Origin of the sequence: Novosphingobium marinum (genome assembly GCF_013408095.1) — a bacterium.
Classification (GTDB): Bacteria; Pseudomonadota; Alphaproteobacteria; order Sphingomonadales; family Sphingomonadaceae; genus Novosphingobium; species Novosphingobium marinum.
Genome location: NZ_JACBZF010000004.1, coordinates 255,698 through 274,551, shown reverse-complemented (window position 1 = coordinate 274,551; position 18,854 = coordinate 255,698). Strand labels below are relative to the sequence as shown.

The window sequence follows — 18,854 nt, the reverse complement described above, 5'->3', positions numbered from 1 at the left end:
GCTCTCCCGTGTGTTTTCGCGAGCATCCTAACCCGCACGCTGCCTCGCGTCACCCGATTCCCGAACGGTTCAGTTGATCGCGGCCTTCAGGTCGTCGACGAGGTCGGTGCGTTCCCACGGGAAGTAATCGCCTTCCGTGGTGCGTCCGAAGTGGCCGTAAGCGGCCGAACGCCGATAGATCGGCTTGTTGAGGCCCAGGCCGAGACGGATGCCGCGCGGGGTCAGGCCGCCGAGGCGCGCCTTGGCGACGGCCCAGATCGCCGCCTCGATCTTCTCGTCGGGAACGGTCCCGGTGCCGCTGGTATCGACGTAGAGCGAGAGCGGTTCGGACACGCCGATCGCGTAGGACACCTGGATGGTGCACATCCGGGCGAGCCCTGCCGCCACGATGTTCTTCGCGATATAGCGAGTGACGTAGGCGGCCGAGCGGTCGACCTTGGTCGGGTCCTTGCCCGAAAACGCTCCACCTCCGTGCGGTGCTGCACCGCCATAGGTATCGACGATGATCTTGCGACCGGTGAGGCCCGCGTCGCCGTCCGGCCCGCCGATCTCGAACTTGCCGGTCGGGTTGATGTGGTAGACGGTCTCGTCGCTGAGCAGTTCGGCCGGGATGACGGACGCGATCGCTCCCTTCACGTATTCGCGGAGCTCGGCGTATTTCGCGGTGTCGCCGCCAGATTTCCCGTCCTTCTGCCAGGGCTCGCAGTAATCCACGGCGTGCTGCGTGGAGACGACAATGGCCGTCGCAGCGACCGGCTTGCCATTGCGATAGCGCAGCGTGACCTGGCTCTTGGCGTCGGGTTCGAGGAACGGCGCCGCGCCCGAGTGGCGGTCTGCGGCCATCTTGTGCAGGATCTTGTGGCTGTAATCGAGAGTCGCGGGCATCAGGTCGTCGGTCTCGTCGCTGGCATAGCCGAACATGATGCCCTGGTCGCCCGCGCCCTCGTCCTTGTTGCCAGCCGAATCGACGCCCTGCGCGATGTCGGCGCTCTGCGGGTGCAGGTGGTTCTCGAACTTCAGGTTTTTCCAGTGGAAGCCTGTCTGCTCGTAGCCGATGTCCTTGACCACGTTACGCACGACATTGGCAATTTCCTCGAACGCGCCAGGCTCCCAGTTGCCCTCGGTATCGATCATGCCCTTGCCGCGAACTTCCCCGGCGAGAACGACGCGGTCCGTGGTCGTCAGCGTTTCGCACGCGACGCGGGCTTCGGGATCCTTCGACAGGAACAGATCGACGATTGCGTCGGAAATCTGGTCGGAAACCTTGTCCGGATGCCCTTCGGAGACGCTTTCGGACGTGAAGAGATAATCGGTGCGCATTGCTCATCCTGTCATATAAAGGAATCTTTATGTCAGGTGCTCGTCTACCGTTTGCGCCTGCGCAACGCAACCGTCGAACCCATCAGGAGCAGCACGGCCCACGCCAGCGGCAGCGCATTTCCGATGCGTGCGAACAGCGTCGGAGCATGCGGCGGGGGGATGCGGCCATCAATCCTGCCTTCGCGGTGACGGGGGATATGGTGGCGTACGATGCCGTTGGCATCGATCACGGCGCTGATGCCGGTGGTGGTGGCGCGAAGCACCGGGAGGCCCTCCTCGATGGCGCGAAGGCGCGCCTGTGCCAGATGCTGCGGCGGTCCCCAGCTTCCGAACCAGCCGTCGTTGGAGGGATTGAAGATGTAGTCCGGCCGATGCTCCGGATCGACGACCTGTCCCGAAAAGATGATTTCGTAGCAGATCTGCACCGCAACGCGGCCGTACTCGCCGAGATCGTAGGTAAGCGGCCCCGGCCCGGCCCAGAAGTCGAGTGCGCCGGGAACTAGGCGTGTCGCTCCCAGCGGCTCGAGCAGCCAGCGCAGTGCGAGGTACTCGCCGTAGGGGACGAGGTGCGCCTTGGAGTAGCTGGCCACGATGTTGCCGCGCCAGTCGATCGCGGTGACCGTATTGCGCGCCGCGATGTCGTCGCCGTTTCTCATGACGAGGTCTACCACGCCCGACATGACGAGCGCATAGGGTCCGACTACCCTGCCGATACGCTCACGCGCAACGGCGGGATCCCCGGCGAAAGTGAACTGGCGGTAGAGATGCGGCGGGTACCCCTCGCGCAGATAGTCGGGAATGCCCGATTCCGGCCATAGCACCACGCGTCGTTCGCCCTCCTTCTCCGGCCTACTGAGGCGTGCGACCTTCCAGAAATTCCGCTCGTAGAAGCGTGCGTCGTTGATGAATTCCTGCCGGATGTCGGGCTGTACGAGAGTGTAGCGTATCGCGCCCTCGGTCGGCTCCAGATATCGCGCGGGCAAGATCATCAGTGCGCCGAGTCCTGCAGCCGAGGCGGATGCCGCCATGAGAAGCGCGAGCCGCCTGCGCCTGTCGCCGCCGGTTAGCGAAAGCACTGCCTGGCGCAGCAATTCGGCGATGACCACGAGCACGCCGGACAGCGCATACGTGCCGGTCCAGGGAAGCAGCAGCGCCAGTCCCTGCGCATCGTATGGGCCGAGCAGCGCGACACCCAGCGGGTTCCAGGCAAAACCGGTGAATATCCACGCCCGCAGCCACTCGGTCACGATCCACAGCGCGGCCAGCGCGATTCCGAAAGGCCAGCCGCGGGCCGAACCTCCAAGGCGGTGGACGAGCAGCCATGCGCCTGCAGTGGCCAGCGCCGGGTAAACGGCCAGATACACCGACAGCAGAACGACTGCGACACCGCCAAGCCAGGTGGGCATGTTCGCTTGGTAGGTAAAGGCGGTCGCGATCCAGTTGTTGCCGACCGAAAAGTGGGCGAGCCCGAAAGCCCAGCCGATCAGGAAGGCATGGCCCGTCCCGCGTGCCCGTGCCGTGCATGCGATCAGGCCGGCAACGGCCAGTATCGTCAGCGGCCAGATGGCGAGAGGCTGGAATCCGCAGGCCGCCACGGCGCCAAGCGCAAGCGCCATGAACGCGGGACGCGCGACCCCATTTCGGGCTGTCTGCAGGATCGTCAGCATGCGCGCCGGGTTCTGGACACGCGGGCGAGGCATGGCAAGCAATCTCGCCGCATCGCCGGATTATCGTCAGGCAGGAACCTGCCAGTCCTTCAGTTCACGGTCTGCAGCGACTCGTCGGCGTCGTCGGAAGGCTTGGTCTTGCGCGTGGCGCGCTTGCGCTTGGGCTTTTCCTCGGCCTCGCCATCGTCCTTGTCGGAAATCGCGGGCGGAAGCGCCGACGGATCGAGGCCGGCTTTGTCGCCGTTTCCGCTGTCTTCGCCTTCGTCGTCAGACTTGCGGCGTGGCTTGCGGGCGCTCTTCGTCCCCCCGCGCGAAGGCTTCTTCTCGCGAACGAACGGATTCTCTGCCGGCTCGAAGATCGAACGTTCGTCATCCTCGTCGCCATCGCCGTCGTCGTCGTTGTCGTCGGAACCGTCGTACCGGTCGTCGTCGTCGTTGCGCCGCGAGCGGTTGCCGCGGCCCTTGCGCCTCGAACGGTTGTCGTCGCGATCGTCGTCGTCGCGACCGCCGCGGTTGCCACCGCCACGGTCGTCGTTACCGTCGTCGTCGCTGTCGTCCTGCGACTGCTGGCGCTCGTCGCGGCGCTGGCGCTGTTCTTCCTGGCGCTGCTTGCCGTCGGCAATCACCCGGAAATAGTGGTCCGCGAACTGCAGGAAGTATTCCTCCTGTACGCGATCGCCGTTCAGGTGCGCATCGTGCGCAAGCTTCTTGTACTTGTCGAGGAGCTGCGGGGCATTGCCGCGCGCCCGGCTGTCGATCCGGTTCTGCGGCTGGTTGCCTTGTTGACGGTTGCCACCGCGGCCGCGCCGACGGTTATTTCCACGATTGCTGTTCAAGGATGATTTCCTCAAAAACCCCAGACTGCCCGGCCGGTTCATTCCGGCGGCATGTCGCATGTCACTCCGCCACGACGCCACACCCACGTCATGGCCCTACACCTGCGTCGGGTACGCGGATGGTTTCCACGACCGCCTGCAAATGCTGGAGTGAAAGCCGCCCGATGGGAAAAATTCCATCCATCTGCTGGCTTCTCCTTAGGCTTAGGGACGATAAAGCGGATTGCCAAGCAAAAACTTAATCCGCGTGCGAAAGTTCGATGACGCGGTCGCGTCCCCCGAGGTCGCGATGGATTTGCCAGTCAAGTCCCGAATCGGCGGCGATCCTGCCGACGTGCGTTGCCTGCGCAGCGCCGATCTCGAAGAAAGCGCGGCCCGCCGCCGCGAGCAGGCCAGGAACCTGCGGGACGAGGGCGCGGTAGGCGTCCAGGCCTTCCGGTCCGGCAAACAAGGCCTCCGCCGGCTCATGATCGCGTACCGAGCGCGCAAGGTCGGCGTCGCTTTCGACGTAGGGCGGATTGGCCAGGACGAGGTCGAAGGGGCCGCCGATGGTCTGCCGCCATCCGGCTGCCTCCCAGTCAGCCTGCACGAAGTGCGCCCTGTCGGCCAGTCCGAGCGTCACGGCGTTGCGCTTCGCGATCGCAAGGGCATCCGCGCTGCGATCGATACCGACGCCCGCCGCTTCCGGCAGGTTCGCTAGGACGGCAAGCAGCAGCGCGCCCGACCCGGTGCCGCAATCGAGGACGCGTTTGGCATCCGGCCGGGCAGCCAGCGCCGCCTCGACCAGCGTTTCGCTGTCAGCGCGCGGGATCAGTACGCCGCGTGCGACCTCGAACGGAAGGCCGTAGAATTCCTGCCGACCGACGATGTACGCAACCGGCTCGTGCCCAAGCCGCCGCTCGACCAGCGCGGCGAAGCCGGGCGGCTCGTCTTCCCGGACATGGCGCAGGAGCAACTCGGAGCGCGAAACGCCCAGCGCGTGCGCCATCAGCAGTTCCGCATCGAGCCGCGCGGTGTCGCAGGTTGCGCCCAGTTGCAGGGCGGCGTCGCGCAGCGCGGTCGCTACCGTGCGGTCAGCCATCCATCGCGGCGAGGCGCTTGGCCTGGTCCTCGGCGGTCAGCGCGTCGACGAGTTCGGACAGGCCCGGGCCCTCGAGGATCTCGGGCAGCCGATGCAGCGTCAGGTTGATGCGATGGTCGGTCACCCGGCCCTGCGGGAAATTGTAGGTGCGAATGCGCTCCGACCGGTCGCCCGAACCTACCATCGCCTTGCGCGCCTCAGCCTCGGCGCCGTGCGCCTCGTCGCGCATCTTCTCGTAAAGGCGTGCGCGCAGGACCTGCATGGCCTTGGACTTGTTCTTGTGCTGCGACCGTTCGTCCTGCTGGGTGACGACGATGCCCGAGGGCAAGTGCGTGATGCGCACGGCGGAATCGGTCGTGTTGACGTGCTGCCCGCCCGCGCCAGAGGCCCGGTAGATGTCGATCTTCAGGTCCTGGTCGTCGATCTGCACATCGACCTCGTCTGGTTCGGGAAGCACGGCGACGGTCGCGGCGCTCGTATGGATGCGTCCGCCGCTTTCGGTGACGGGCACGCGCTGAACCCGGTGCACGCCGCTTTCGAACTTGAGCCTGGCGAAGACGCCCTGGCCCGAGACGTTCGCGACGATCTCCTTGAAGCCGCCGATATCAGAAGCACTGGCGCTGATCACCTCCACCCGCCAGCCCTGATCGGCGGCGAAGCGTTCGTACATGCGGAACAGGTCGGATGCGAACAGCGCGGCCTCGTCGCCGCCGGTGCCGGCGCGGATTTCGAGCATCGCGGGGCGCGCGTCGGCGGCATCGCGCGGCAGCATCGCGATGGCGAGCCGTTCTTCGGCGGTGGGGAGAGTTTCGCGGATGCGGGCGATCTCTTCCTCGGCCAGCTTGCGCATCTCCGGGTCGCTGTCCTGCATCGCGCCGAGTGCTTCCAGTTCGCCGCGCATTTCGCGCACTTCGGCGGCGGTTCGCGCAACCGGCTCCAGCTCGGCATAGTCGCGGCTGGCCGCAACGAACTCGTCCCCCTCGAGCGTTCCCGAGGCAAGCCGCGCCTCGAGCTCGGCGAAGCGGTGCGCGATCTGGTCAAGCCGTTCGTCGGAGACGTTCATTCAGGTCAACTTGTAGCTATCGAACACCCGAGCAGCCTCGTCTGCGCGTCCGAAGTTCTCGTCAAGAAGTGACGACGAGTGGGTTGGCACGCCCTCTCTGACATCCAGAGAGATCAATACAGCCGGTTCCGCCTTCTTTGCCTTGTCGTATCGCTTGCGGGGACTGCCGGTTGCGAACAACTCAGTAGCAAAGCCCGCGCGCCGCATGGCTGTGGCCAATGCTCCGGCTTCGGCTTCTCTGTCAGGGTTCTCTGCCGCGATCGCGATTTCGAGGCGCTGTTCGACCCCGATGCCGGCGTCGTTTACCAGCATCGCCAGCCGCTCGATCCCGGCGGCCCAGCCGACAGCAGGCGTGTGCGGTCCGCCGAGCGCTTCGATCAGGCCATCGTAACGCCCTCCGCCCAGAACGGTGCCCTGAGCACCGAGGCGGTCGGTGACGAATTCGAAGGCGGTGTGGCGATAATAGTCGAGCCCGCGCACCAGCGATTCCATCCGCGTCCAGGCGACGCCGGCGGCGTCGAGCCCTTCGGTGACCTTGCTGAAGAAGTCCTGCGCCTCGCCCGACAGGAAATCGTCGATCTTCGGCGCCTCGGCGGTGAAGGCCCTGTCGCGCGGGTCTTTCGAATCGAGGATGCGCAAGGGGTTGCGATCGAGCCGGTCCTGCGAATCCTCCGACAGATCGCTGCGGTGCGCGGAGAAGTATTCGACCAGCGCCGCGCGCCAAGCCTCGCGGCTTTCCGCATCGCCGAGCGTGTTGAGCTGGAGCGTCACGCCGTCAGCGATGCCCAGTTCGTTCAGGATCTGGTCCGCCATGACGAGCAGTTCGATGTCGGCCTGCGGTTCGGATGCGCCGATGATCTCGGCGTCGATCTGGTGGAACTGGCGATAGCGGCCCTTCTGCGGGCGCTCGTAGCGGAACAGCGGGCCATGCGTTGCCACCTTGAGCGGTGCGTGCTGTTGCCAGCCGCCGGTCAGGAAGGCGCGCGCGATCCCGGCGGTGAACTCGGGCCGAAGCGTCAGCGATTCGCCTCCGCGATCCTCGAAAGAGTACATTTCCTTGGAAACGACGTCGGTCGTCTCGCCCAGCGATCGGGAGAACACGGCGGTCTTTTCGAACACCGGCATTTCCACGCGCCGGAAACGATACAGGTGTCGTACGCGTTCGAATGTCTCGACGACGTGTGCGAAGGCCTCTGCTTCGACGCCGAAGATGTCCTGCGTTCCGCGGATTGCCTGGGGTGTCTTGTCGGGCTTGCTCATGGCCGGCGCGCTTAGCCCCATTGCGGGCGCGGGAAAAGAGCGGCGAACGGCGGAGCTTCCTGTTGCGGTGCAGCATTGCCGGGGTTAAAGCGCGCGCGATCCTTCAATCAGGCATCCCCCGGGTGCCCAATGCAAAGGCATACCATGCGTATCGACAAGATCGCCATCGGCGACAATCCTCCCGAGAGCCTGAACGTCATTATCGAGGTACCGGTGGGCGGCGAGCCGGTGAAGTACGAGTTCGACAAGGAGTCGGGCGCGCTTTTCGTCGATCGCATCCTGCACACCCCGATGCGCTACCCGGCGAACTACGGCTTCGTACCGCATACGCTCTCGCCCGACGGCGACCCGCTCGATGCGCTGGTCGTGGCCCGCTCCTCGTTCGTTCCGGGTTCGGTCGTCCGCGCCCGCCCGATCGCGGTCCTCAACCTGGAGGACGAGCATGGCGGCGACGAAAAGCTGGTCTGCGTGCCGGTGGATTCGACGTTCCCGTACTACACCAAGGTGAGCGAGAAGGGCGACCTGCCCGAAATCGTGTTCAAGCAGATCGAGCACTTCTTCACGCACTACAAGGATCTCGAGGACGAGAAGTGGGTGCGTATCGGCACCTGGGGCGGTGCGGACGAGGCGCGCCGGATCGTCGTGGAGGCAATCGACCGCGCGAAGGACAAGGCCGCGGCCTGAGCCTTTCGAGTGCTATTCGACGGGCCGGTCATGGTCGAGCAGGTCCTTTTCCCGCCCGGCTCCGGCCCGGCGCTCGCGTTCGACCATCGCGGCGATTTCGTCGGCCGGCTCGACGTCTCTCGGGGCATCGACCGGTGCCGATTTGCGCTTGCGCGGCTCCGCCTGCGGTTTGCCCGATGCTTCGTGCGTTTCGAGCGGTAACGCCGCACCGCTGTCGAAACGGAGCCTGTAGATCGGCTCGGGAAGCGCGAACCCGGCTTCTTCGAGCGCCGACTTCACCGCCGGGATCGCCCGACTCCTGGCCTTCAGGAAGTCTGCGTCTCGCTGGTCGATCCAGCCCATGAAGCGAATGACGATGTTCGAATCGCCGACTTCCTGCACGACGGCAAGCGGCGGCGGATCGTCGAGCACGTAGTCGAGGCTGCCCAGGACTTCGACACCGAGGTGGCGCGCCGCGTTAGGATCATCCTCGGCATCGATGCCGAGATCGAACTCGAAGCGCCGCTGCGGGTTTCGTGTGTAGTTCAGGATGACCGCCTTGAAGACCGTGCTGTTCGGGATACGCAAATGATTGCCGTCCAGCGTCATCAGGATCGTCGCGCGGCTGGTCAGGCGGATCACGCGGCCTTCCAGTTCGTCGATCACGACATGGTCGTTCGCGCGGAACGGCTGGCGCACCGACAGCATCAGCGATGCGACGTAGTTCTCGACCGTGTCGCGCATCGCGAAGCCGAGCGCGATGCCGATCACGCCCGCGCCGCCCAGGACTGCTCCCAGCAAGGCGGTCGCTCCCAGGATGTCGAGCGCGATGACGATACCGATGCCGATGAAGAGCGTCCTGATCGCGGTCCCGATAAGGTCGGTGAGGAATGCATTGGGGCTCAGCCGCCGCCACCATGGCAACCGGGCGACGAGGTAGCCGAATGCGGCTATGACCAGCGCTACCAGGATCGCGACCGCGACGAGGGGCAATGCGCGCACGGCGCCGTTGAAGCGTTCCGAAAGCCCGCCGATCGCGGGGTCGAGGTTGCGACCGACCTCCACGTCGCGCTCAAGCTGGTTCTGGACCGTCACGACGCCCGTGACGCGCGAGGCAATGGCTTCCGCCCGGTCGATGTCGTCGCCGGGTACCGCGCCGGCAAGGGTGACGACTCCCGAAGAAACCCGAACCCTGATGTCCTGCAGGCTCTCGATCTCGGCGAAGATGCCGCGTATCCGCTCGGCGATCTGCGCGTCGTCGCCGGCGGCGACGCTGGCCGCGATCGTCGGCGCGGCTGACGGTTCGGGCGCTTCGTTCAGGACCGGGGCGGAAACGGCCGGCGTGAATGCGGCCAGGGCGAGCAGGGCGCAGATCCGGCACAGCCACAAGCGCGAGATGCAGGTCATCTGTGCGGAACGGTTGGCTGAATGGCCGGTTCCGTGCATCGCCCGTCGCGATCAGTCTCCGGCGACGGTCATGCCGTCGATGCGGAATGTCGGGACGTTGATCGCGCGGTGCCATTCGAGGTCGTCGGCGGGGGTCAGCCCCCCGAACATCCCGAGCAGGTTGCCCGCGATCGTGAATTCGGCGACCGGTTCCGCTATCTCGCCGTTGCGGATGCGGTAGCCCGAGGCCCCGCGGCTGTAATCGCCGGTCACGCCGTTGACGCCGTGTCCGAACAGTTCGGAGACATAGACACCGTCTGCGATGTCGGACATCAGTGCGGCGGGCGATGCCGTCCCGGCGGCGAGATGGACGTTGCTCGCCGAAACCGAGGGCGCGCCGTTTCCGCCACGGGCGGCGTGGCCGGTGGGCTGGAGGTTCAGCTGCCTCGCGGCGGCGCTGTCCATGAGCCAGCCGGTCACGCGTCCGTTCTCGACCAGGTTGCGCTCAGTCGTAGGGAGGCCCTCGCCATCGAACGGACGCGACCGCAATCCGCGCTTGCGGTGCGGTTCGTCGGCAACCACCACCGAAGTGTCGAAAAGTGTCTCTTCGAGCCGATCGAGCAGGAACGTCGAGCGACGCGCTGCCGAAAGGCCCGACATCGCGCCTACGAGGTGCCCGATGATCGTCCCGCCGACGCGCGGGTCGAGGACCACTGGCATCGGACCGCTTTTGAGCCGTCCCGGGTCGAGCCGCGCCACTGCGCGCCGTCCGGCCAGTTCGCCGATTTCGGCAGGCGAAAGCAGGTCCGCACCGTGCCGCGCGCGCCGCCAGGCATAATCGCGCTGCATCCGCGTGCCGGAGCCGGCGACCACCGATGCGCTGAGCGAGCGGCTCGTCGTCTCGTACCCGCTGCAGAAGCCGTGGCTCGTCGCCAGCGCCACGCGGCCGCGCCCGCTGCTTGCCGCGCCGCCTTCGGAATTGGTCACGCCCGCAACCGCGCGGGCCGCGTCCTCGCAGGCCTCCGCCATTTCGCGCAAGGTCTCGGGCGAAGGTTCGCCGGGGTCGCTGAGGTCCAGTTCGGGGGGCGCGCCCTGCAGGAGCAGTTCTTCGGGAGCCAGTCCGGCGTAGGTATCGACCGGTGTCGCCCGCGCCATGGCGACCGCCCGTTCGGCCAGTTCGTCGAGCGCGGCGTCGGTCAGGTCCGACGTGCCGATGCTGGCCGAGCGCTGGCCGACAAAGACGCGCAGCGAAACATGCTCGCCCTCCGAACGCTCGACATCCTCGAGCTTGCCAAGCCGGATCTGGATGCTCTCTGCCGCATCGCCCTGGTACACTGCGTCGGCGGCGTCGGCACCGGCGCGCTGCGCGCGCTTGACGAGCGAGGCCGCGCGTTCGCGCGCATCATCGAGGCTGAGCATAGAGTACTCCCGTCGCCGCGCGAGAGCCGCGCAGCCGCATCAAGACCGTTCGCGAGACGATCTAGGCATTGAAGAAGCGTGGGGCAACGCCGGGTGCGTCGCCGGGATCAGGCGAACAGGACGGCAAGCCCCTTGAACAGGGCGGTGAACAGGAAAGGCAGGCCGATGGCGAGCAGCCACACCGCGATCTGGTCGCGGCGAAAATAGGACGAGAGCGCCGGGTCCGACGCCTCGTCGTCGCTCAGCCGGTTCCAGCGCTTTTCGAACCAGCGGCAGGCCGGGATGATGCCGGCGACCAGCACGACGAGGGCGAAATAGGGCAGCAGAGAGCCGCCTTCGGTCTTGAGCGCGTGAACGGTCACGAAAATCTGCAACGCGGTGTAGACGAGCAGGCCGTAGGCGATATTGTCGCTCATCTTGCGTCGCCAGTCGAGGCGGCGAGTGCCGGTGCGGCCGGTCGCGTCTTCGCGTTGCGATACCTTGTTCATGCGGATTCCTTCACGTTCCTCTCCGTGGTCTCCCTTAGAACAATAGTTCATATTCGCTGCAAGGTGATTAAGCAAATTGCAAGCCGGCGCACCCCACGGTCGGACCATGCAGGTCATGCACGAATCTTGCCAAACGATCCGTTCCAGGAGAATTGGCGTCTTGCCCCGTCCGGCCCCGATGCGTAAACCGCGCGGCAGATGACAGACGCCACACGCCTGCCCGAGCCCGATCCCGAGGCGATCGCTGCCGAAGCCGCACCGCCGCTGCCGGAGGCCGGGCTCGAAGTCGTCTCGATCGCAAAGAGCTACGACAAGCGGGCGGTCCTTACGGATATTTCGCTCTCGGTCGCAAAGGGCGAAGTGCTCGGACTGCTCGGACCGAACGGCGCGGGCAAGACCACTTGCTTCTATTCGATCATGGGCCTCGTGCGCCCGGATGCGGGCCGCATACTTCTCGACGGGATCGATATCACCCGGCTGCCGATGTACCGCCGGGCGATCCTGGGGCTAGGTTACCTGCCGCAGGAAACCTCGATCTTTCGCGGGCTCACCGTCGAACAGAACATCGGTGCGGTGCTTGAACTCAACGAGCCCGATTCGGCGACGCGCGAAGCCGAACTGGAACGGCTCCTCGACGAGTTCGGGCTGACCCGCTTGCGGGCGAGCCCGGCGATGGCACTTTCGGGCGGCGAGCGGCGGCGTGCCGAAATCGCGCGCGCGCTCGCCGCCAAGCCCTCGATCATGCTGCTCGACGAGCCGTTCGCCGGCATCGACCCGCTTTCGATCGCCGACATCCGCGACCTCGTGAAGGACCTCAAGACGCGCGGGATCGGCGTGCTGATTACCGACCACAACGTGCGCGAGACGCTCGATATCGTCGATCGCGCCTGCATCATCTACGGCGGCCAGGTGCTGTTCGCGGGCAGTCCGGCGGACCTCGTCGCGGACGAGAACGTGCGCCGCCTCTACCTCGGTGAAGGGTTCACGCTGTGAGGCGGGACCGCCTGCAGGCCTGAGCCATGGCGTTGGGCCCCCGCCTTGACCTGAGGCAGACCCAGTCGCTGGTGATGACGCCGCAGCTGCAGCAGGCGATCAAGCTGCTGGCTCTGTCAAATCTAGAGGTCGAGACTTTCATCGGCGAGGCGCTCGACGCCAATCCGTTGCTCGAACTGGGCGCCGCCGACACGCCCGACGATGCGCGGGGGGAGGGCGACGAGGCACGCCGGACGACGCTCGAGAATTCCCCGGTCGACCAGCTTCTGGGAGAAGGGCGGGGCGGCGACGACAAGCCGCTCGACATCGATCCCGCGACGCTCGACCGCGACCGCGATACTGGCGACGGTGCGGCGCAAGGTGACTGGGGCGGAGCGATCGTGGCGGCCGGCGGATACGGCGAGGACGGTCCGTCTATCGAGGAACGCGGCAGTGGCGGCGAAACACTTGCCGAACATCTCGAGGCCCAGCTCGGGCCGGCCTGCGCGGACATGCGCACCCGCGCTGTCGCGGCGTTCATCATCGGGCAGCTCGACGATGCGGGATACCTTGCCCAGCCGCTCTCCGACATCGCCGGAGACCTCGGCATCGAGGAAGCCGAGGTGGAGGCCGGCCTGCGCGTCGTGCAGTGCCTCGATCCGACAGGGGTCGGCGCCCGGTCACTGTCCGAGTGCCTTGCGCTTCAGGCGCAGGAAGCCGACCGTTACGATCCGTGCATGGCGCGATTGATCGAGAACCTCGACCTCGTCGCGCGCGGCGAGTTCGCGCGGCTCAAGCGAATGTGCGACGTCGACGACGAGGATTTCGCCGACATGCTGCAGGAACTGCGCGGGTACGATCCCAAGCCCGGCCTGCGCCATGGCGGGGGCGAGAGCGCGCCGGTCACGCCCGACATCCTGCTGAAGCAGCGCAGCGACGGCGGCTGGGACATCGCGCTCAACCAGGAGACGCTGCCTCGGCTGATCGTCAATCGCGGCTACTACGTCGAACTGAAGGGATCGTGCGCCGACAAGTCGTCGCGCGGGTGGCTCTCCGAAAGGCTCGCGGACGCGAACTGGCTGATCAAGGCGCTCGACCAGCGCCAGAAGACGATCCTGAAGGTCGCGACCGAGATCGTCCGCCAGCAGGATGGCTTCTTCCGGCACGGCGTCGCGCACCTGAAGCCACTGACGTTGCGGGCAGTGGCGGAAGCGATCGAGATGCACGAATCGACGGTCAGCCGCGTCACCTCGAACAAGTACCTCAACTGCGAGCGCGGGACGTTCGAGCTGAAGTACTTCTTCACCTCGGGCGTTGCGTCGTCGGGCGGCGACGGCGCGGCATCCGCCGAAGCGGTCAAGGCTGCGATCAGGCAGCTCATCGATGCCGAGGCGCCGGATGCGATCCTGTCAGACGATGCGCTCGTCAAGATGCTGAAGGAGCGCGGCTTCGACCTGGCGCGGCGAACCGTCGCCAAGTACCGCGAGGCGATCGGGCTCGGCAGTTCAGTCCAGCGTCGTCGGCAGAAGGCGCTGGCCGGGGTCCGCTAGGCCTCAGCCGAAATCGGTCGAATTCGATCCGAGCAGGATATCGCTTGAGGACAAGGGCGGGGCCGCGTCCAGCGAATCGAGAACGGCGGGAAAGCCCGACATTTGCTGGCTGCCCAGGTTTACGCCCTCGCCATCGAACCGCAGGATCCGCGAACCGTCGTCGAAAGTCAGTAGCGTTCCGGAGGATCCGAACGGGATGCTGACTTCGCCGCCGGATGCGCTGTCGAGGACGAGGTTCGAACCTTCAACGCGGCCTTCGTAACTGGCCGCCTCGCCCTCCAGCACGATTTCGTCGCCGCCGCGGTTGAACGAGGGATCGAATTCACCGTGCGCCGATGCCGCGACCGTCACCGTCTCGTCCGCGTTCGTGCCGACGACGCGCGTAGCCTCGTCGCCTTCGATCCTGGCGTTTCTCGATCCCGGTTCGATATCGATCCGCTTCATTCCAAATTCCCTTTAGCGATCCGGCTTCGCAATGCCTGCACGGCTAGGGCGGGGCAAGCGGGAGGCGACGGTCAAGGCCGCGGACGCGACGATCCGATCTTCGTCGCTGCACCGCAACATTTCGGTTCGCGAAAGCCGAAAGTTGTCATAGGGTGATGCCCGCAATGCCGGACACTTCGCTTCCGCTCGTCGTCGCAGCGCTCCTTGCCGCCGGGGCAGGGGCCGGGTTCGCGGGCGGGATGTTCGGGATAGGCGGCGGTTTCGTGGTCGTACCGGCGCTGATGCTGGTGCTGCCGCTGATCGGCGCACCGTCCGAGCAGCTGGCCCACCTTGCGGTCGGCACCTCGCTTGCGACAATCATCTTCACTTCGCTCCGTTCGGTCCTAGCTCATGCCCGGCGCGAGGCCGTGGACGCCTCGGTGCTGCGCTCGTGGGCACCGTGGGTTGTGCTCGGAACCGTCGGCGGTGCCGCCATCGCCGACCTGATTTCCAGTGCGATGCTGGCCAGCGTGTTCGGGGCGGGAGTGCTTCTCATGGCGATCCATTTCCTGATGCCGGGCTTCGAGGTGAAGCCGGTCGCGACCGAGATGCCCGGCGGTGCTGTTCGCGCCGGGCTGGCGGGAGGCCTCGGCCTCTTCTCGGCCATGCTGGGCATCGGCGGGGGCACGATCACCACGATGGTGATGACGATGTGCGGCTCTCCGATCCACCGCGCGATCGGCACCGCGTCGGGCATGGGCGCGCTGATCGCGGTACCCGGCGTGATCGGCTTCGTCGTCATCGGGCTTGGCGAGCAGGGGCTGCCGTTCGGATCGCTCGGCTATGTCAATCTGCCCGCGGCCCTCGCGGTGATCGTCACCGCCATACTCTTCGCGCCGCTCGGCGTGGCGGCGGCGCACCGGCTCAGCCCGGCGCTGCTGAAGCGCGTGTTCGGAATCTACCTCGTCGTCGTGGGGGCGACGATGATCGCGAAATCCGGAGTGATCTGAACCACCAAGGGGAAAACCGATGCCACTTGATCGTCGCCACTTCCTGTCCGGCACCGCAGCGACTGCCGGCGCTCTATCGCTGGCCGGACGGCTCGCCGCCGCCGAGAAGGCATCGTGGAGCGACGCGGCGAACTTCGGGCCGCCGCACGGCATCGCGCAGCTAAACCGCAACGAGAACCCCTATGGTCCCGCGCCTGAGGCACTCAGGGCCATTGCCGATACCGCGGGTCAGGGTTGCTATTATGCCGACCGCAGTCTCGACCGGCTCGCCGCGATGATCGCCGAGCGGCACCGCGTCTCTGCCAGGCAAGTGGTGCTGGGCGAGGGATCGACCGAGATCCTCTCCGCCATCGCCCTCGCCTGGGGGCGCAAGGGATCGATCCTTTGCCCCGGCCTGTTCTGGGATACGACCGTTCAGTACGGCGAGCGCCTCGGCGCAACGGTCGTCCGCGTGCCGCTCGCCCCCCATATGGGCGTGGATCTCGACGCTATGGCCGCGGCCGTCGAAGAACGAACCGCGCTCGTCCATGTCTGCAACCCCAACAACCCGACGGGCATGCTGACCGACGCCGCCGATATGCGCGCTTTCGCCGCCAGGGTTACACCGCAGGCGACGCTGCTTGTCGACGAGGCGTATAACGAACTGACCGACGATCCTGCCGCCAATTCGATGGTCGACCTCGTGCGGGCGGGCGAGGACGTGATCGTCTGTCGCACCTTCTCGAAGATATACGGGATGGCCGGGATGCGGGTTGGGTACGCGATCACGAGCGAGCTTAATGCCGAACGCATCCGGAACTGCCTGATGAGCTTCGGCGGAAACTCGGCGGGGCTTGCCGCCGCGATCGCCAGCTACGACGATAAGGCTTTCCTGTATCATTCGCTGTCCCGCATTCGCGAAGGCCGGGAGATGATCCTTGCCGCCGTGGCAGCAAGCGGGCTTCGCGCGCTGCCGTCGCAGACCAACTTCGTCTACGTCGAGGTGCCTGATGCCGAGGCAGTGCGCGCGGCAATGGCAGCCCGTGGCATCCATATTCGCGGCGCGTATGGAAAGTGGACGCGGCATTCGCGCGTCAGCACCGGCTATATCGAGGACGTAAGGCGCTATGCCGATGCGCTTCCGCAGGTTATCGATGGCCTAAGGACCTGACGCTCGACGGAGTAACCCTGCCCGTATGAAAACTAGCCTCCTGCTCGCCTCGCTGCTGGCAATCGCGCCCGTTCCCGCTTTCGCCGATGTACTCGTCGACGTGGAGCGCGAACGGCTGAAGGAAGGCCATGCGCTTCCCGTGTTCAAGGCGGACGCATCGTGGCCGAAACTGCCGCCCGACCAGATCATCGGGCAGGTCCCGGGCCTTGCCGTCGATTCTCAGGATACCGTCTGGATCCTGCACCGCCCGAATTCGCTCCATCCGACGGCGACGGGACTTGCCGCCGACCCGCCGATCACCATCGCGTGCTGCCGGCCCGCTCCGCACGTGCTGCGCTTTGATCGCGACGGCAACCTCATCTCTGCCTGGGGCGGCCCGGAGCTCGCACCCGAAATCGACGGGCAGAACCAGTGGCCGGCAAATGTCCACGGCCTCTACGTCGACGACGAAGAAACGGTCTGGATCGGCGGCAACGGCGACGACGATCACGTCGTCCTGAATTTTACCGCCGGGGGTGAATTCATCCGCCAGATCGGCGTTCGCGGCCGGACCGAGGGTAACATGAGCGAGCGCAGCCTCGGCAACCCCGCCGACATCTCCGACGATGGCGAAAGCGTCCTTGTCGCCGACGGCTACATCAACAAGCGTATCGCCGAATTCGACGAGGACACGCTGGCGTTCGTCCGGACCTGGGGCGCATACGGATCGGAACCGCGAGCCCCGGTGCGCGAGGGCGCCTTCGACCAGAGCCAGGCGACATCCACCGGCGACGGCGGCGCCGATCCTGAGTCGACCAGCTTCGGCGATATCGTCCATTGCGTCGTGCGCGGGCCGGACAAGACCGTGTACGTGTGCGACCGGCGGAACAACCGCCTGCAACTGTTTCGGGAGACGCCGGAAGGCGTGCGGTTCGTGCGCGACATCGTGATCGCGCCGTCGACCGGCGGCACGCGGTCGGCCTCCGACGTGGCGTTCTCACCCGACGGCAAGTACGTCTACGTCGCCGACATGATGAATGGAAAGGTCTGGATCCTCCTTCGCGAAACGCACGAGATCCTCGGCTCGTTCGGGCGCAACGGGCGGTACCCCGGCCAGTTCATCTGGCTGCACAGCGTCGATGTCGATTCCGAGGGCAATCTGTACACGACCGAGGTGGGCACCGGCCGCCGCGTGCAGCGCTTCGTGCTGACGGGGATGGACGAATCCACTCAATAGGATAACGTGTGCGCGAAAGCTGGCTCAAGCCAGATGGAAAGCGGGAGAGACCATGCGAAACAACGATCAGCCCGGTATCGGCCACATCGACCAGATCTGCTACGTAACCGACGATATCGAGGCGGCCGTCGCCAAATGGCATCGCGAATGGGGGGCGGGGCCGTTTTTCATGCTTGCCGGCGTGAAATTTCCCGAATGGACCTACCTCGGCGAACCACAGGACCTGCCGATGGACCTCGTCGTCGGTCAGCTTGGTCCGATGCAGATCGAATTCATCCGCCCGCACAGCGACAAGCCTTCGGCCTACAGCCATGCGATGACCGGCGGCTGCGTACTCCACCACTACGGCGTCGTCGTCGACGACCTGAAGGAAGCGGAGGCCCGGCTGGGCAACCCGGTCGCCCTTGCGACTGCGACGTCGGCCGGCGGAACCCCGTTCTCTTACGTCGATTGCCGGAAGGAGTACGGCATGGTCATCGAAATGATCGAGGGGCGCGAGGACGTCCTCGGCATTTTCTCGCTCGTGCGCGAAGCGGCGAAAGGCTGGGACGGAAACGACCTGCTGCGGCCGATGCCCGGCGCCGAGGTCACTCCATAAGAAAACTCCCGCCGGCTTCGCAGCTGGCGGGAGCTTGCTGTCCGTTGTTCCAGGCTGTCAGCGAATGCGCTTGCGCTGGACGAGGTTCACGATGCCGAGCAGGATCACGGCGCCTACGAAGGCGATGATGAGCCCGGTGATAGAGAATTCCTGAACGCTTCCGCTGATACCGAGAAGCGGTCCGGCGACGGCGTTGCCGATCAGCGAGCCGATGCAGCCGACAACGATATTCCAGAAAATTCCCATCGAGGCATCGCGGTTCATGACCATGCTGGCCAGCCAGCCGGCGACACCGCCTACGATCAATGCAATAATCCAACCCATAAGTTCCTCCTCTTAAGGCCTGACCGCTAGTAAACGTCCTCCGAGCCAATTTGTGCCCGACCAGGATGCGCGGGGCAATGTTATTTCTTGCGAATGACATATCGGCGACGAGGTTGGCTTCCGCGATTTGATTGCATTCGGGCTTTGGCCTAGCGTCGTGAGGGGTGTTGCGAGCAAAGGGGCTTGTCGCGATGAAGTGGGTCTTCTGGGGATTCTTTGCTCTTTACGTATTCGCGCTCGCGCTGTTCCTGATCGGCACCTTCGGCTGGTTCGGACAGGCGCAGGATCCGCTGGCCGGTGTCTTCCTGATGCCGCTCGGTTTTCCGTGGAACATCATCGGAGACAGGCTCGGCCTGGTCTCGGTCGCGCTCGGCGTCGGGGCGCCGCTCGTCAATCTCGCGATCCTCTACTGGCTGTGGAAGCGCTGA

At 65.8% G+C, this 18,854-nt stretch carries 19 protein-coding genes; 8 read left to right on the top strand and 11 right to left on the bottom strand.

Annotated features, from left to right (window positions below; genetic code table 11):
- Positions 1 to 69: 69 nt before the first annotated feature.
- From metK to hisS, 6 genes are all read right to left on the bottom strand, one after another.
- Positions 70 to 1,320 carry a methionine adenosyltransferase gene (metK, locus tag FHS75_RS12785; protein WP_179408063.1) on the bottom strand — a complete coding sequence of 417 codons (1,251 nt, stop codon included), beginning with the start codon at positions 1,318 to 1,320 and terminating at the stop codon, positions 70 to 72.
- Positions 1,321 to 1,364: 44 nt separating this feature from the next.
- Positions 1,365 to 3,020 carry an apolipoprotein N-acyltransferase gene (gene lnt, locus FHS75_RS12780; protein ID WP_373285016.1) on the bottom strand — a complete coding sequence of 552 codons (1,656 nt, stop codon included), beginning with the start codon at positions 3,018 to 3,020 and terminating at the stop codon, positions 1,365 to 1,367.
- A 56-nt stretch (positions 3,021 to 3,076) separates the two neighbouring features.
- Positions 3,077 to 3,823 carry a DUF4167 domain-containing protein gene (locus tag FHS75_RS12775; protein WP_229735599.1) on the bottom strand — a complete coding sequence of 249 codons (747 nt, stop codon included), beginning with the start codon at positions 3,821 to 3,823 and terminating at the stop codon, positions 3,077 to 3,079.
- A 238-nt stretch (positions 3,824 to 4,061) separates the two neighbouring features.
- On the bottom strand, positions 4,062 to 4,904 hold the full coding sequence (gene prmC / locus FHS75_RS12770; protein WP_179408062.1) for a peptide chain release factor N(5)-glutamine methyltransferase: 843 nt from the start codon (positions 4,902 to 4,904) through the stop codon (positions 4,062 to 4,064).
- The gene (gene prfA / locus FHS75_RS12765; protein ID WP_179408061.1) at positions 4,897 to 5,967 is read right to left on the bottom strand and encodes a peptide chain release factor 1; all 1,071 of its coding nucleotides are present in this window, start codon (positions 5,965 to 5,967) and stop codon (positions 4,897 to 4,899) included. Before prfA ends, prmC begins: the two co-directional genes overlap by 8 nt.
- On the bottom strand, positions 5,968 to 7,227 hold the full coding sequence (hisS, locus tag FHS75_RS12760) for a histidine--tRNA ligase (protein WP_179408060.1): 1,260 nt from the start codon (positions 7,225 to 7,227) through the stop codon (positions 5,968 to 5,970). It lies immediately after the preceding gene.
- A 144-nt stretch (positions 7,228 to 7,371) separates the two neighbouring features.
- Here hisS and ppa point away from each other — a divergent pair, with 144 nt between their 5' ends.
- Entirely contained in the window at positions 7,372 to 7,911 is a 540-nt protein-coding gene (gene ppa / locus FHS75_RS12755; RefSeq protein WP_179408059.1) for an inorganic diphosphatase, read from the top strand.
- 12 nt (positions 7,912 to 7,923) lie between these two features.
- Here the strand turns inward: ppa and FHS75_RS12750 are convergent, their stop codons facing one another.
- The 3 genes from FHS75_RS12750 to FHS75_RS12740 all read right to left on the bottom strand — a co-directional run bounded on the left by FHS75_RS12750 (position 7,924) and on the right by FHS75_RS12740 (position 11,183).
- A complete protein-coding gene (locus FHS75_RS12750) occupies positions 7,924 to 9,336 on the bottom strand; it encodes a mechanosensitive ion channel family protein (RefSeq protein WP_229735598.1) in 1,413 nt (470 codons plus the stop codon).
- A gap of 12 nt (positions 9,337 to 9,348) precedes the next feature.
- Positions 9,349 to 10,695 carry a TldD/PmbA family protein gene (locus FHS75_RS12745; protein WP_179408058.1) on the bottom strand — a complete coding sequence of 449 codons (1,347 nt, stop codon included), beginning with the start codon at positions 10,693 to 10,695 and terminating at the stop codon, positions 9,349 to 9,351.
- Between the two features lie 107 nt (positions 10,696 to 10,802).
- On the bottom strand, positions 10,803 to 11,183 hold the full coding sequence (locus FHS75_RS12740) for a hypothetical protein (RefSeq protein ID WP_179408057.1): 381 nt from the start codon (positions 11,181 to 11,183) through the stop codon (positions 10,803 to 10,805).
- Between the two features lie 198 nt (positions 11,184 to 11,381).
- Between FHS75_RS12740 and lptB the strand changes: the two genes are divergently transcribed.
- On the top strand, positions 11,382 to 12,176 hold the full coding sequence (gene lptB, locus FHS75_RS12735; RefSeq protein WP_179408056.1) for an LPS export ABC transporter ATP-binding protein: 795 nt from the start codon (positions 11,382 to 11,384) through the stop codon (positions 12,174 to 12,176).
- Positions 12,177 to 12,202: 26 nt separating this feature from the next.
- Positions 12,203 to 13,705 carry an RNA polymerase factor sigma-54 gene (gene rpoN / locus FHS75_RS12730; RefSeq protein WP_179408055.1) on the top strand — a complete coding sequence of 501 codons (1,503 nt, stop codon included), beginning with the start codon at positions 12,203 to 12,205 and terminating at the stop codon, positions 13,703 to 13,705.
- A 3-nt stretch (positions 13,706 to 13,708) separates the two neighbouring features.
- On the opposite strand, the gene FHS75_RS12725 is transcribed toward rpoN, so the two are convergent.
- Positions 13,709 to 14,149 carry a hypothetical protein gene (locus FHS75_RS12725; RefSeq protein ID WP_179408054.1) on the bottom strand — a complete coding sequence of 147 codons (441 nt, stop codon included), beginning with the start codon at positions 14,147 to 14,149 and terminating at the stop codon, positions 13,709 to 13,711.
- Positions 14,150 to 14,313: 164 nt separating this feature from the next.
- Between FHS75_RS12725 and FHS75_RS12720 the strand changes: the two genes are divergently transcribed.
- The 4 genes from FHS75_RS12720 to FHS75_RS12705 are packed head-to-tail and all read left to right on the top strand — an operon-like array spanning position 14,314 to position 18,102.
- On the top strand, positions 14,314 to 15,138 hold the full coding sequence (locus FHS75_RS12720; protein ID WP_179408053.1) for a sulfite exporter TauE/SafE family protein: 825 nt from the start codon (positions 14,314 to 14,316) through the stop codon (positions 15,136 to 15,138).
- Positions 15,139 to 15,157: 19 nt separating this feature from the next.
- Entirely contained in the window at positions 15,158 to 16,288 is a 1,131-nt protein-coding gene (locus tag FHS75_RS12715; RefSeq protein ID WP_179408052.1) for a pyridoxal phosphate-dependent aminotransferase, read from the top strand.
- A gap of 25 nt (positions 16,289 to 16,313) precedes the next feature.
- Positions 16,314 to 17,504: an NHL repeat-containing protein gene (locus tag FHS75_RS12710; protein ID WP_179408051.1), complete on the top strand. Its 1,191-nt coding sequence runs from the start codon at positions 16,314 to 16,316 to the stop codon at positions 17,502 to 17,504.
- Positions 17,505 to 17,556: 52 nt separating this feature from the next.
- The gene (locus tag FHS75_RS12705; RefSeq protein WP_179408050.1) at positions 17,557 to 18,102 is read left to right on the top strand and encodes a VOC family protein; all 546 of its coding nucleotides are present in this window, start codon (positions 17,557 to 17,559) and stop codon (positions 18,100 to 18,102) included.
- Between the two features lie 57 nt (positions 18,103 to 18,159).
- Here FHS75_RS12705 and FHS75_RS12700 read toward each other — a convergent pair whose 3' ends face one another.
- Complete coding sequence (locus tag FHS75_RS12700; RefSeq protein ID WP_179408049.1) at positions 18,160 to 18,426, bottom strand: GlsB/YeaQ/YmgE family stress response membrane protein; 267 nt, start codon at positions 18,424 to 18,426, stop codon at positions 18,160 to 18,162.
- Positions 18,427 to 18,617: 191 nt separating this feature from the next.
- Between FHS75_RS12700 and FHS75_RS12695 the strand changes: the two genes are divergently transcribed.
- The gene (locus tag FHS75_RS12695) at positions 18,618 to 18,854 is read left to right on the top strand and encodes a hypothetical protein (protein ID WP_179408048.1); all 237 of its coding nucleotides are present in this window, start codon (positions 18,618 to 18,620) and stop codon (positions 18,852 to 18,854) included.

Coding starts and splice junctions, on each gene's coding strand:
- hisS (WP_179408060.1), bottom strand. CDS start 7,227: ATGAGCAAGCCCGACAAGACACCCCAGGCAATCCGCGGAACGCAGGAC.
- FHS75_RS12725 (WP_179408054.1), bottom strand. CDS start 14,149: ATGAAGCGGATCGATATCGAACCGGGATCGAGAAACGCCAGGATCGAA.
- FHS75_RS12705 (WP_179408050.1), top strand. CDS start 17,557: ATGCGAAACAACGATCAGCCCGGTATCGGCCACATCGACCAGATCTGC.
- FHS75_RS12750 (WP_229735598.1), bottom strand. CDS start 9,336: ATGCACGGAACCGGCCATTCAGCCAACCGTTCCGCACAGATGACCTGC.
- lptB (WP_179408056.1), top strand. CDS start 11,382: ATGACAGACGCCACACGCCTGCCCGAGCCCGATCCCGAGGCGATCGCT.
- prmC (WP_179408062.1), bottom strand. CDS start 4,904: ATGGCTGACCGCACGGTAGCGACCGCGCTGCGCGACGCCGCCCTGCAA.
- FHS75_RS12740 (WP_179408057.1), bottom strand. CDS start 11,183: ATGAACAAGGTATCGCAACGCGAAGACGCGACCGGCCGCACCGGCACT.
- FHS75_RS12710 (WP_179408051.1), top strand. CDS start 16,314: ATGAAAACTAGCCTCCTGCTCGCCTCGCTGCTGGCAATCGCGCCCGTT.
- metK (WP_179408063.1), bottom strand. CDS start 1,320: ATGCGCACCGATTATCTCTTCACGTCCGAAAGCGTCTCCGAAGGGCAT.
- FHS75_RS12700 (WP_179408049.1), bottom strand. CDS start 18,426: ATGGGTTGGATTATTGCATTGATCGTAGGCGGTGTCGCCGGCTGGCTG.
- FHS75_RS12745 (WP_179408058.1), bottom strand. CDS start 10,695: ATGCTCAGCCTCGATGATGCGCGCGAACGCGCGGCCTCGCTCGTCAAG.
- prfA (WP_179408061.1), bottom strand. CDS start 5,967: ATGAACGTCTCCGACGAACGGCTTGACCAGATCGCGCACCGCTTCGCC.
- FHS75_RS12695 (WP_179408048.1), top strand. CDS start 18,618: ATGAAGTGGGTCTTCTGGGGATTCTTTGCTCTTTACGTATTCGCGCTC.
- FHS75_RS12715 (WP_179408052.1), top strand. CDS start 15,158: ATGCCACTTGATCGTCGCCACTTCCTGTCCGGCACCGCAGCGACTGCC.
- lnt (WP_373285016.1), bottom strand. CDS start 3,020: ATGCCTCGCCCGCGTGTCCAGAACCCGGCGCGCATGCTGACGATCCTG.
- ppa (WP_179408059.1), top strand. CDS start 7,372: ATGCGTATCGACAAGATCGCCATCGGCGACAATCCTCCCGAGAGCCTG.
- rpoN (WP_179408055.1), top strand. CDS start 12,203: ATGGCGTTGGGCCCCCGCCTTGACCTGAGGCAGACCCAGTCGCTGGTG.
- FHS75_RS12720 (WP_179408053.1), top strand. CDS start 14,314: ATGCCGGACACTTCGCTTCCGCTCGTCGTCGCAGCGCTCCTTGCCGCC.